Source organism: Catenulispora subtropica (genome assembly GCF_039531675.1).
GTDB classification, from domain to species: domain Bacteria; phylum Actinomycetota; class Actinomycetes; order Streptomycetales; family Catenulisporaceae; genus Catenulispora; species Catenulispora subtropica.
The window spans coordinates 72,863-85,265 of the sequence record NZ_BAAAQM010000021.1 but is presented as its reverse complement, the minus strand read 5'-3'; the positions used below and the strand labels follow the sequence as shown (position 1 = coordinate 85,265).

Genomic DNA, 12,403 nt, shown 5'->3' with positions numbered 1-12,403 from the left:
GACGTGTCGGCGTGTGAGCCGGACGGCGGCTTCGCCGTCCGGCGGCAGGAGGTCCGGCCGTCCCGCTAGCGGAGCTCGTCGACGTATTCGTCAGTACCGGGCACCGTGGGGATGAAGGGTGCTGCGAACTCCAGCCGCCCGAGCCCCGACGCGCCGGCCGCGGCCCCGTCGCCGGTGAACAGCTCCCAGCAACCGGCCGGATCGGCTTCGAGGAAATAGAGCACGGTGATCCGCTTCCCGACACCCTCGACCGGCTTGACGTACGTCGGCGTGTTCCCGGGCAACGGCATCGGCTCGAACACCGTCGCCAGCGCGATCGGCGACCCCTCCAGCTTGGCCGGAAGGTGTTTCTCCGTCAGCCACGCGGCCAGCGCGGCCGGATCCTGGTCGGCGGAGGCATCGTAGACCTCGACGACGAGCCCCGCGTAGAGGTGGTTCAGGGCGTGGATGTCGCGCGGGCCGCGATCCCCGTCGCGGTAGACGACGCCGAGGTAGTTCTGGAACGACGTGAAGACGTGCGTCCGCTCCTGGAACACGCGCCCGTCGGGGTACAGCCGCCGGTTGATCGCCACCGTCCAGTCCATGTGGTCCTGGTAGCGTCCCTCGTTGATCCAGTACACGGTGATGTAGGCGCCCGCCGTGACCGGCTTGGCGACAGCGGATTCCTCCGGGTAGCGCAGGAGCTGGAGGGAACGCGGGGCTACCCAGCGGCGCCCGGCGAACATCCACGGCATGGACATGGCGCCGGAAATGTAGTGGTCGTCTTCGTACCAGCGGTTGTAGGCGTGCTCGTGGCCCGGGTGGGGCTCGACCATGGTGATCAGCGCCGATCCGATGCCCGGGCCGTACGGGCCTTCGCTCGCGAGTCTCGTGTAGAGACTCGGCTCCCGCTTCGGGTGCTCCTGCTTCTCCGACATGGCGCCTCCAGGTCTGGGCTTCCGCGTGATCTGACGATACGTCAGATTCGCGAAGGGTGGCCATACCTCCTCTCCGGTGACTGCACGCGCGGGAAGTACGCTCAGCGAGGAAGCTGATCGTCGCCGAGTCCTTACTTGATGAGCAGCGGGACGAGTATCGCGACGGCGGCGAGGCCGCCGAGGAAGGCCAGGGCCGCGGGGCGGGCCCAGTTGACGGTCCAGCCGACGCCGAAGCGCTTCTGGATCCAGACCGCGGGATCGTCGCGGTTGAAGTAGAACACGCCGGCCTTCCAGAGGCTGTCGTCGTCGCGGTTGACGGTGCCGGAGGGGGCGGCCGCGCCCGCGTGCTCCGTCTCGTCGAGGTGGAGGCGCGAGCCGCCCTGGCCCACGCGGACGAAGACCGCGACCAGGCCGATCGTCGCGAGCGCGACCGGGGCCACCAGCAGGGCGAGGGACCAGCCGGTGCTGCCGATGACGTCCCACATGGTCAGCGCGGCGAGGGCCAGCGTCAGGCTGATCGCGGCGGCGAAGAGGAGGAGGCAGCGGGCCATGACCGCGACGAAGCGGCGGTGGCGGGCGGCGGCCTGCGGGTCCTGCACGTCCAGGGTCGCCTTGCCGCGGACGGTGACGCGGGTCAGGACCACGATCAGGGCGCTGATCGCGATCTGCACGCCGACCGGGGCGAAGGCGGAGACGAAGGTCTTGTCGGTGAACGAGGTCGGGTGGCCGGAGAAGTCGTAGTGCGTCACCAGCCGGTCGGGCATGTGCGGGTAGCGGATCGTGCCGAAGACGACGGTGGCGACGACGATCACCGCGGCCGGCAGGCCCCACTCCCACGGGAAGCGGTCGGGCCGGGTGCGCAGCGCCGTATCGGCGACCGCGACCTGCTTGAGGCCCTCGAACCACCGGCCTTCGTGCTTGGCCGCGGCGACGTGGGCCCGCGCGACGAGGTAGACCGCGAACGTCCCGGCCACCTCGATCGCCACCCCGGAGAGCCGCGCGACGGTTCCGGTGGCGACGAACTGCGCGGCCAGCACCGCCACCACGGTCACGGCGACGATCCCGAGCCGGTACCCCCGGCGCGCCCCGGCCACCGCCGGATCCCCGGCCCGCTCCGCGGGAATCCGCACCCCGAACTGCACGGTCCGGGGCGTCATCAGCGGTGTGAGCAGGGTCAGGCCCCCGATGAGCACGATCGGCACCACCACGGGCAGAGATGAAGAACTTCGCATCGGAGTCATCCGTTCAACGACTTGAGAACTCGTCCAACAGGGCCTGGCAGCGCTCCAGCACCTCCGGCGGCGGCATCCCCTTCACGAACGCCTCCGCGAGCAAAGTCCGCGCTCGCCGCTCCCAGTCGGCGACGTCCTCAGCGACCGCAGGCCCGTCCCCCGGCCCCCGCACGACCACCGCCCCGGTCCGCCGCCCGAGCCGCACCAGCCCCTCGGCCCGCAACCGGTCGTAGGCCTTGTTCACGGTGTGCATGTTGATGCCGAGATCCGCGGCCAACTGCCGCGTGGTGGGCAACACGTCCCCGGGAGCGAGCTCCCCGGCGGCGATCGCGACCACGATCTGGTCGCGCAGCTGCTGGTAGATCGGATCGTCGCCGTCCGGCTCGACGGTGAGGAGCATGCGGCCTCCTTCGCTCTGTTGCTATAGAACAACTAGAACAATGGAGTCGTCAAGCGCGTCGAGTGTGTCGGTGGCGAGCGCGAGAATCGCGGGGGCGACCGTCGCCCCTGGCCAATTCGGCGCCCGCGGCCTAATCTGACGCACCATCAGATACCACTTTCGCCACCCGGCGGACGGAAGGGTCCACGATGTTGCTGCAGGGCAAGACGGTGATCGTGTCAGGGGTCGGGGAGGGGCTTGGGCGGGAGGTCGCGCAGGCCGCCTATGTGCAGGGCGCCAATGTGGTGATGGGGGCCCGGACGGAGAAGAACCTGGTGAAGGCCGCTGCCGAGTTCGACGAGGGGCGGGTGGCGTGGGCGGTCACCGACATCACGTCGGGGGAGGCGTGCCGGAATCTGGTGGAGCTCGCGGTGGGGCGGTTCGGGGCGCTCGACGGGTTGGTGAACGTCGCCGCGCAGGACCAGGTGTTCGGCGGGGTGGCCGATGCGGATTTCGAGGACTGGCGGAAGACGTATGAGGTCAACGTCGTCGGGACGCTGCAGTTGAGCAAGGCGGCGATTCCGCATCTGGCGCGGGAGAGCGGGACGACGACCGGGATCGTGCACATCCTGTCGCAGTCGATGTGGTTGCCGGCGACTGAGGTGAAGCAGGCCGCTTACGCCGCGTCGAAGGGGGCGCTGCTGTCGGCGACCTACGGGATGGCCAAGGAGTTGGGGCCGCGACGGATCCGGGTGAACGCGGTCGTGCCGTCGTGGATGTGGGGGCCGATGGTGCAGGGCTACGTGGCGTGGACCGCCGCCAGCCAGAAGATCTCGGAGGAGCAGGCTCTCGCGCCCATCACGTCGCGGATGGCGCTGCCGGAGATGGCGACGGACGGCGACGTCGCCAACGCCGCCGTGTTCATGGTCTCGCCGTACGCGGGCGGCATCACGGGGCAGTCGCTGGCCGTCAACGCCGGGGACTTCATGCGCTGAAGCGGTTCCAGAGGAGAGCGGGCTGTGGCGGTCTTGTGACGCCGCAGCCCACTCGTGCTTGGAAAGTCGCTGGTCGAGAAGCCGGAACCGCGGGCGCTGAGAGCCGATGCCCTGTAGCGCCGCTGTGACCTCGCCCGGATCGGCCGGTCGCATGCCCGGCAGAGGATTCCAGCATGTCCTCAGCCCGCACTCCGTCGGTGAGTCCCGGCGGTCATCGCGCCATGTCACGCAGCGGCACCCGACTCGGTGCCATCCGAGCCGAAGATGCCGAAAGCCGTGCGGACGGAGGCGGCTATGCCGATCGCGGCAGGCCCGATCGCGGCAGGCCCGATCGCGGTCGAGCTGATGAGATCCGAGGCCCGCGCAGCGGAGCCACCCGTGTCCGCAGCACCGATGTCCGCAGCACCGACGCCCGCAGCGCCATAGGCGCCGCACTCCTGCCCCACGCCCCGCGCTGGCTCCCGCTCACCGCTCTCATCGCGGGCCCGGTCCTCGGCGCCCTCCTCGGCAAGGTCCTCGGCGGCTACCACGGTCCCCTCTTCGCCCTCCTCACCATCGCCGGGGCGGCGCTCGCCACCGCGGCGGCCACGCCGAACGGCCGCTGGTGGGTGATCCCGGCCCTGCCTCCGTTCGCCTGGCTCGTCGCCGCGGGCGCCGAGCTCCTCTGGCACGACCCGCCCTACGCCGACGCCAAGGCGAAAGCCGTCGGCCTGGTCCACGCCACGACCCACGTCTTCCCCGTCATCCTCATCGCCCTCGCCGCGATGGGCCTGGTCGCCGCAGTCGCGGCCGTGCGCGCCCGCCCCCGTACCCACCACCCCCGTGGAGCCCGCCGTGCGTGACCGCCGTACTGCCCCGGGTCTCCTCGCGGGCCGCGTCCTCGCCTCCTTCCTCGGCCTCGCCGTCGTCGCCGCGACCGGCTTCGTCTGGTTCGAGAACAAGCAGCTCACCGACGGCGTCCACACCTCGAACTCGATCCAGGAGGTCAAGGCGGGTGACGACGGCTATGTGGCGCCGCACCTCGGCAACGATGTCAACCTCCTGCTGATAGGCCTGGACTCACGCAAGGACATGGACGGCAACGACCTGCCGACCCAGTTCGTCGAGGAGGCGCTGCACGCGGGGTCCTCGGGCATCGGCTACTACAACACCAATGTCCTGATCCTCATGCACATCCCCGCCAACGGCGGCCGCGTCACCGCCTACTCGATCCCTCGCGACGACTACGTCGAGCGCCCCGGCGGTGCCGCGGACGTGCCCGGGCTCGGCCGCATCCAGGTCCCCGACATGGGGCAGGGCAAGATCAAGGAGGCCTACGGCGACGCCAAGACGTTCGCGGAGAACAAGCTGGTCGCCGGCGGACTGAAGGACAAGGCCAAGATCGAGGCCGAGAGTCGCGAGGTGGGCCGGGAGGCGACGCTGCGCGCCGTGCAGAAGCTGACCGGCGTCCACGTCGACCACCTCGCGGAGGTCAACCTCGTCGGCTTCTACGACGTGGTGAAGGCGATCGGCACGATCCAGGTCTGTCTCAAGGCGCCGGCCGACGACCCGATCGAGAACCACGCCGGCACCGGCCTGAAGCTCCCGGCCGGGATCTCCACCATCGACGCCGCCACCGCCCTGCAGTTCGTCCGCCAGCGGTACCACCTGCCCAACAGCGACCTCGACCGGACGCACCGCCAGCAGGCGTTCCTGGCTTCGGTGACCCACACGCTGCGGCAGAAGGGCGTGCTCGGCGACATCGGCTCCATGCAGAGCCTGTTCAACGTCGTGAAAAAGGACATCGTGATCGACAACGGCTGGAGCGTCCTGGACTTCGCGCAGCAGGCTTCGAACCTCACCGGCGGCAACGCGACGTTCTACACGTTGCCGATCAAAGGCAACGCGGACGTCCCGGACGCACCGGGCAGCAAGACCCTGACCTCGGTGAACCTGGTCGACCCGGAGCTCATCAAGAAGATCGTCACGGACGCCTTCGCCAACGACGCCGCCGTGGCCCCGCCGCCGACGACGGCGTCGACGACGGCGCCGTCGACCCCTCCGGCCCCGTCCACCTCCGCGCCCGCGCCGAAGGCGACCGTCACCGTGGACAACGGCACGAAGACGACCGGCCTGGCTCTCAAGGTCTCGGGCGTCCTCTTCAACGAGGGCATCGCCGTCGCCAAGACCGGCGACGGCGGCAACAACGTCGCCCACACCACGATCCGTTACGGTGCCGGCGCCGCCGATCTGGCCAAGCAGATCCAGTCCACGCTCGGCACCAAGACGGCGCCGACCGCCGACAAGTCCCTTCCGGCGGACGGCATCGTCGTCGTCCTCGGCTACGACTACAAGCTTCCGCCGGACAAGCCCGCGTCCTCGTCGTCCTCGAGCGATTCCGCCGACGGCATCAACAGTGGCGGAGCACTGGACATGAGCTCCCAGAACGGGATCCCCTGTGTCTACTGAGCGACCTTCACGTACCGCTCCGCGAACGCCGCCAGCGCGTCCGTCATCTCCGCCAGGGACGGCCCCGGAGCCTGCATGTTCTTGATGTCCGCCATCCACGGCGCGTTCAGCAGGTCGGTGACGCCCCACTCCTCCAGCTGGGCGCACAGCTCCGGCGTCGGCTCGGCCAGGACCGCGAGCATCGTGCGGAACGGCCGGTCCAGCGTCCCGGCCTGCTCGCGGGCCGCGCGCAGCCGGTCCATGATCGACTTCGCCTCGTCGACCGAGTGGTAGATCCCGATCCAGCCGTCGTTGCGGGCCGCGCGCCGGATGGCGATGTCGGAGATCCCGCCGACGTACACCGGGATCGGGTCGTTCGGCGTCGGCGTGATCGAGCACGGCGGCAGCGTGTAGTGCGGGCCTGAGACCTCCACGACCTCGCCGGTCCACAACCGGCGCAGGGCGTCCAGCATCTCGTCCAGCCGCGCGCCGCGCTTGGCCCACGGCTGGCCCGTCGCGGTGAACTCGTCCTTGCTCCACCCCGGCCCGACGCCCAGGGCGACCCGGTGGTGGCCGTCCGGCGCGGCCTGGGAGATGTACGCGGCCGTGGCCAGCTGGTTGGCGACCGTCAGCAGATCCCGCGCCGGCGCCACGTAGATGTTCGTGGTGAAGCGCAGCCGCTCGGTCACCGCGGCCATCGCCGCGATCGCCACCCACGGCTCCGGCCAGTGCGTGTCCTTCGTCCAGTAGCGGGATCCGTCGGGCGTGTACGGGTAGGGGGAAGACAGCTCGACCGGATGGAAGAGGTGGTCGGGGATCGCGATCCCCTCGTAGCCGTGCTCCTCCGCGGCCCGCGCCAGGCCGGTGAAGTGCGCGGTGTCGCAGAACGCCGGCGAAAGCCAGAACTTCATGGGCCGCCTCCCCTTCACTTTTCGCTTGGGAGGAATCAATCTGACACCTAGTCAGATGTCAAGCGCGAGAGCGGCCGGACGGCCGAGGGAGACAGGGGACGCCGATGGGCAAGCTGGACGGGCGGGTGGTGATGATCACGGGGGCGGCCCGCGGCCAGGGCGCGGAGGAGGCGCGGCTGTTCGTGTCCGAGGGGGCGGAGGTGGTGCTCGCCGACGTCCTGGACGACCTCGGCGAGGCGGTGGCGAAGCAGCTCGGCGACGCGGCGAGGTACGTCCACCTCGACGTCACGGAGGAGGCGCAGTGGGACGCCGCCGCGGACTTCGCCGTCGCCGAGTTCGGCAAGCTGGACGGCCTGATCAACAACGCCGGCATCCTGCGCTTCAACCCGATCGAGCAGACCACCGCCGAGGAGTACCTGAAGGTGGTCATGGTGAACCAGGTCGGGGTCTTCCTGGGCCTGCGGGCGTGCCTGCCCCGCATCCGCGCGGCGGGTGCCGGCACCGTCGTGAACACCGCCAGCGTCGACGGCTTCGCCGCCATGCCGTGGCTGGCTTCCTACGTCTCCACCAAGTTCGCCGTCCGGGGCCTGACGAAGGTCGCCGCGCTGGAGGCCGGGCCGCACATCCGGGTGAACTGCATCTGCCCCGGCGGCGTGCACACCCCGATGATCACCTCGCTGAGCGCGCCGGACGCCGATCCGGACGCCGGCTTCGGCGGCATCCCGCTCAAACGCGTCGGCACCGCCGCCGAGGTCGCCAAGGCCGCGCTCTTCCTCACCAGCGACGACTCGTCCTACTGCACCGGCGCCGACTTCGTCCTCGACGGCGGGGCCCTCGCCGCCGTCCACTTCGGCTAGACCCGCGTTCCGCACCCCGCACCACGCCAGGAGGCGCCATGGAGTTCGGCATCTTCGTCCAGGGCCACGTCCCGCTCTCGAAGCTGGCCGCCGACCCGGACTTCGAGCACACCTCGCTCCTGAACGACATCGAGATCGCCAAGGCCGCCGACAAGGCGGGCTTCAAGTACCTGTGGGCCTCCGAGCACCACTTCCTCGACGAGTACTCGCACCTGGCCAGCAACGACGTGTTCCTCGGTTATCTGGCCGCGGTCACCGAGCGGATCCACCTCGGGTCGGGCATCTTCAACCCGCTGCCTCAGGCCAACCACCCGGTGAAGGTGGCCGAGAAGGTCGCCACCCTGGACCACCTGACCGGCGGCCGGTTCGAGTTCGGCACCGGCCGGGGAGCGGGTTCCCGGGAGATCCTCGGCCTCGGCCTGACGGACACCACCGTCACCAAGGAGATCTGGGCTGAGGTGGTGCGCGAGTTCCCCAAGATGTGGATGCAGGACTCGTACTCGCACCAAGGCACATGGTTCTCGATGCCGGAACGGAACGTGCTGCCCAAGCCGTGGAAGAAGCCGCATCCGGCGATGTGGTACGCCGCCGGGAACCCACCGTCGTACGAGATGTCCGCCCGCATGGGCCTGGGCGTGCTGGGCTTCTCGGTGGGCTCGCCGGCCGACGCCGAGGTCGCCGTCGCGTCCTACAAGAAGGCGATCCCGTCCGCCGAGCCGATCGGCGCTTTCGTCAACGACAACGTGATGGTCACTTCATCAGCGGTCTGTCTGGCCGACAAGCACCGCGCCCGTGCCGCCGCGGCGGGGATGGGCATGGGGCGCCTCCAGTCGCTGGTGTTCCGGTACCACGACACCTTCCCCCGTCCGGACTGGGTGCCGGAGTGGCCCGCCGTGCTGCCCGAGCCGACACTCGAAGAAGTCGAGTGGCGCCTGCACAACGGCTACCTGGTCTGCGGCGATCCTGATGAGGTGCTCGACCAGGTCAAGCGTTACGAGGCGACCGGCATCGACCAGCTCACCTTCGGGCTGCCGATCGGACTTTCGCTCGCGGACACCCTGGAGACCATCGAGCTGTTCGGCCGCCACATCATCCCCAAGCTGGACAAGGACCCCGTGCACCGGACGACCCGCTTCCGCGGCGCGGCCGCCGCTCTCGGGAAATGACGAAGGAGTCTTCTTTGCGTATCGGCGTCACGGTCTTCCTGACCGACCAGACCATCGGTCCGGCCGAGCTCGGGCGCGCGCTCGCCGAGCGCGGCTTCCAGTCCTACTACGCGCCCGAGCACACCCACATCCCGGTCTCCCGGGCCACCCCGGCCCCGTTGGGCGAGCCGCTGCCGGACTACTACTCCCGGACCCTCGACCCGTTCGTCACGCTGGCCACGGTCGCCGCCGTCGCGCCCGGGATCCGGGTCGGGACCGGCATCTGCCTGGTCGCCCAGCGCGATCCGCTGCTGCTGGCGAAGGAGACCGCGACGCTGGACCTGCTCACCGGCGGCAACTTCGACCTCGGCGTGGGCTTCGGCTGGAACAAGGAAGAGATGGCCGACCACGGCGTCGTCTTCGGTGAGCGGCGCGACATGGTCCGTGAAGGCGTGCTGGCGATGCGCGAGCTGTGGGCCGAGGACGTCGCCTCCTATCAGGGCGAGCACGTGCGCTTCGAGCCGTCCTGGTCCTGGCCCAAGCCCGCGGCCGGCGCGGTACCGGTCCTGATCGGCGGCGCGGCCGGGCCGAAGATGTTCCGCGCCGTGCTGGACTACGCCGACGGGTGGATGCCGATCGGCGGGCGCGGCCTGACACAGGCGCTCCCGGTGCTGCGCGCCGCCGCCGAGGAGATCGGCCGGGACCCGGACACTCTGCGCGTGGTCCCGTTCGGCACCGAGCCCACCCCCGGCAAGCTGGAGCATTACCGGAACCTCGGCATCGAGGAGATTGTGTTCAACGTCCCATCGGGACCGGCGGACAAGATCTTGCCGGTGCTCGACGACTACGCTCGCTATGTCGAACGGGAATAACCCCGCTTCACCGCCGCGTAGGAACAGGAATGACGATGCAGCCCACCGCCAACGCGATGCGCCGTGCCCTGCACCGGGCGGCTGAGGGAGTCGCGCTCTCCACCGAGGAGGCGTCCGTCCTGCTCGCCGCCCGGGGCGACGACCTGGAGGCGTTGTCCGCCGTCGCCTCGCGATTGCGGGACCAGGGACTGGAGGCGGCGGGGCGGCCGGGTGTCGTGACGTACTCGCGCAAGGTCTTCATCCCGCTGACGCGCCTGTGCCGCGACCGTTGCCACTACTGCACCTTCGTGACGGTTCCCGGACGTCTGGAGTCCCTATACCTGTCGCCGGACGAGGTGCTCGACATCGCGGCCAAGGGTGCGGCGATGGGCTGCAAGGAAGCCCTGTTCACCCTCGGCGACCGTCCCGAGGACCGGTGGCCGCAGGCCAAGGAGTGGCTCGACGCCCACGGCTACGACTCCACCCTGGACTACGTCCGCGCCATGGCGATCCGGGTGCTGGAGGAGACCGGGCTGCTGCCGCACCTGAACCCGGGTGTGATGACGTGGCCCGAGTTCCAGCGGCTCAAGCCGGTGGCGCCGTCTATGGGCATGATGCTGGAGACCACCGCGACCCGGCTGTGGTCCGAGCCGGGCGGCCCGCACTACGGCTCCCCGGACAAGGAGCCGGCGGTGCGGCTGCGGGTGCTGGAGGACGCCGGCCGCTCCTCGGTCCCGTTCACCACCGGGATCCTGATCGGGATCGGCGAGACGCTCGAAGAGCGCGCCGACGCGATCTTCGCGATGCGCAAGGTCTCGCGCACGTACCGCGGGATCCAGGAGATCATCATCCAGAACTTCCGGGCCAAGCCGGACACCGCGATGATGCACGCCCCGGACGCCGAGCTGGAGGAGCTGGCCGCGACCATCGCCGTGGCGCGCGTCGTCCTGGGGCCGTCGGTGCGGCTGCAGGCGCCGCCGAACCTGGTCGCGTCGCAGTACGCGCTGATGCTGCGGGCCGGGATCGACGACTGGGGCGGCGTGTCGCCGCTCACCGCGGACCACGTCAACCCCGAGGCGCCGTGGCCGGCCGTCGAGGAGCTGGCGGCGCGTTCGGCCGAGGCCGGGTTCACGCTGCGCGAGCGGCTCACGGTCTACCCGGAGTACATCCTGCGCGGGGAGCCGTGGCTGGACCCGCGGGTGCTGCCGCACGTGCGCGCCCTGGCCGACCCCGAGACCGGGATGGCCGTCGAGGGGCGGGTCCCGACCGGGATCCGGTGGCAGGAGCCGGACGGCGGCTGGGACACCTCCTCGGGCCGCACCGACCTGCACGCCTCGATCGACACCGAGGGCCGCACCGGAGACCGGCGGTCGGACTTCAGCGAGGTCTACGGCGACTGGGAGGAGCTGCGCGAGCACGCGTCGCGGACCTCGGTCGACCACTCCGCAGCCGGCAACTCCGCGCCGGAGCGGATCGACGCCGCCGTGAAGGCCGCGCTCGCCGCCGCCGAACGGGACCCCGGGAACCTGTCCGACGACGACGCGCTGGCGTTGATCCACGCCGACGGGCCGGCGCTCGAAGCCCTGGCGGCGCTCGCCGACGGCCTGCGGCGGGACGCGGTCGGCGACGAGGTGACCTACGTCGTCAACCGCAACATCAACTTCACCAACGTCTGCTACACCGGCTGCCGGTTCTGTGCCTTCGCCCAGCGGCGCACCGACGCCGACGCCTACACCCTGTCGGTGTCCGAGGTCGGCGACCGGGCCGCGGCCGCGTGGGAGGTCGGCGCCACCGAGATCTGCATGCAGGGCGGCATCCACCCGGACCTGCCGGGGACCGCGTACCTCGACCTGGCCGCCGAGATCAAGAAGCGGGCGCCGGGGCTGCACCTGCACGCGTACTCGCCGATGGAGGTGCAGAACGGGGTCGCCCGCACCGGGCTGTCGCTGCGCGAGTTCCTGACCGCGGCGAAGGAGGCCGGCGTCGACTCGCTGCCCGGCACGGCGGCCGAGATCCTCGACGACGACGTGCGCTGGGTGCTGACCAAGGGCAAGCTGCCCGCCGCGCAGTGGATCGACGTGGTGAAGACCGCGCACGAGGTCGGCATCCCGACCACCTCCACGATGATGTACGGGCACGTCGACAACCCGGCGCACTGGGTCGCGCACCTGCGGGTGCTGGCCCGGATCCAGGACGAGACCGGCGGTTTCACCGAGTTCGTCCCGCTGCCCTTCGTGCACTCCAACGCGCCGGTCTACCTGGCCGGCATCGCCCGTCCCGGACCGACCGCGCGCGACAACCGCGCGGTGCACGCGATGGCGCGGATCATGCTGCACGGCCGGATCAAGAACATCCAGACCTCGTGGGTGAAGCTCGGCGTCGAGAACTCCCGGCACATGCTGCGCGGCGGGGTGAACGACATGGGCGGCACCCTCATGGAGGAGACGATCTCGCGGATGGCCGGCTCGGAGTACGGGTCGGCCAAGGGCATCGCGGAGCTGGAGGAGATCTGCGCGCCGCTGGACCGCCCGACGCGCCAGCGGACCACGCTCTACGGCGAGGTGCCGGCCGAGCGGATCGCCGCGGCCCGCGCGGCCGACGAGCGCGGCCTGCTGCGCACCATGCTGCCGCTGGCATAGAAAGACTCCGCGGACCATTCGGCGGCGTGGAGGTGCGGCCGATCAGGGTA

Annotated in this window: 11 protein-coding genes; 7 read left to right on the top strand and 4 right to left on the bottom strand. The window is 70.5% G+C overall.

Annotated features, from left to right (window positions below):
- Positions 1-65: 65 nt before the first annotated feature.
- The 3 genes from ABD466_RS19570 to ABD466_RS19560 all read right to left on the bottom strand — a co-directional run bounded on the left by ABD466_RS19570 (position 66) and on the right by ABD466_RS19560 (position 2,549).
- Entirely contained in the window at positions 66-917 is an 852-nt protein-coding gene (locus ABD466_RS19570) for a hypothetical protein (protein WP_344658538.1), read from the bottom strand.
- A 131-nt stretch (positions 918-1,048) separates the two neighbouring features.
- Positions 1,049-2,149, bottom strand: a complete 1,101-nt coding sequence (locus tag ABD466_RS19565) for a DUF1648 domain-containing protein (protein WP_344658537.1) — start codon at positions 2,147-2,149, stop codon at positions 1,049-1,051.
- A 13-nt stretch (positions 2,150-2,162) separates the two neighbouring features.
- Entirely contained in the window at positions 2,163-2,549 is a 387-nt protein-coding gene (locus tag ABD466_RS19560; RefSeq protein ID WP_344658536.1) for a GntR family transcriptional regulator, read from the bottom strand.
- 188 nt (positions 2,550-2,737) lie between these two features.
- On the opposite strand from ABD466_RS19560, the gene ABD466_RS19555 reads away from it, so the two are divergent.
- The 3 genes from ABD466_RS19555 to ABD466_RS19545 all read left to right on the top strand — a co-directional run bounded on the left by ABD466_RS19555 (position 2,738) and on the right by ABD466_RS19545 (position 5,971).
- On the top strand, positions 2,738-3,523 hold the full coding sequence (locus tag ABD466_RS19555; protein ID WP_344658535.1) for an SDR family oxidoreductase: 786 nt from the start codon (positions 2,738-2,740) through the stop codon (positions 3,521-3,523).
- A 173-nt stretch (positions 3,524-3,696) separates the two neighbouring features.
- Positions 3,697-4,365: a hypothetical protein gene (locus tag ABD466_RS19550; protein WP_344658534.1), complete on the top strand. Its 669-nt coding sequence runs from the start codon at positions 3,697-3,699 to the stop codon at positions 4,363-4,365.
- Positions 4,358-5,971 carry an LCP family protein gene (locus ABD466_RS19545; protein ID WP_344658533.1) on the top strand — a complete coding sequence of 538 codons (1,614 nt, stop codon included), beginning with the start codon at positions 4,358-4,360 and terminating at the stop codon, positions 5,969-5,971. The genes ABD466_RS19550 and ABD466_RS19545 overlap by 8 nt, the downstream gene beginning before the upstream one ends.
- Here the strand turns inward: ABD466_RS19545 and ABD466_RS19540 are convergent.
- Positions 5,965-6,861 carry a TIGR03619 family F420-dependent LLM class oxidoreductase gene (locus ABD466_RS19540; protein ID WP_344658532.1) on the bottom strand — a complete coding sequence of 299 codons (897 nt, stop codon included), beginning with the start codon at positions 6,859-6,861 and terminating at the stop codon, positions 5,965-5,967. The genes ABD466_RS19545 and ABD466_RS19540 overlap by 7 nt on opposite strands.
- Before the next feature lie 104 nt (positions 6,862-6,965).
- Here ABD466_RS19540 and ABD466_RS19535 point away from each other — a divergent pair, with 104 nt between their 5' ends.
- Genes ABD466_RS19535 through ABD466_RS19520 form a run of 4 tightly spaced genes read left to right on the top strand, consistent with a single transcriptional unit; the run spans position 6,966 to position 12,353 of the window.
- Entirely contained in the window at positions 6,966-7,718 is a 753-nt protein-coding gene (locus tag ABD466_RS19535; protein WP_344658531.1) for an SDR family NAD(P)-dependent oxidoreductase, read from the top strand.
- 38 nt (positions 7,719-7,756) lie between these two features.
- Entirely contained in the window at positions 7,757-8,884 is a 1,128-nt protein-coding gene (locus tag ABD466_RS19530; RefSeq protein WP_344658530.1) for an LLM class flavin-dependent oxidoreductase, read from the top strand.
- A gap of 14 nt (positions 8,885-8,898) precedes the next feature.
- Positions 8,899-9,735: an LLM class F420-dependent oxidoreductase gene (locus ABD466_RS19525; RefSeq protein WP_344658529.1), complete on the top strand. Its 837-nt coding sequence runs from the start codon at positions 8,899-8,901 to the stop codon at positions 9,733-9,735.
- Between the two features lie 29 nt (positions 9,736-9,764).
- Complete coding sequence (locus ABD466_RS19520; protein WP_425558682.1) at positions 9,765-12,353, top strand: bifunctional FO biosynthesis protein CofGH; 2,589 nt, start codon at positions 9,765-9,767, stop codon at positions 12,351-12,353.
- Positions 12,354-12,403 lie beyond the last annotated feature (50 nt).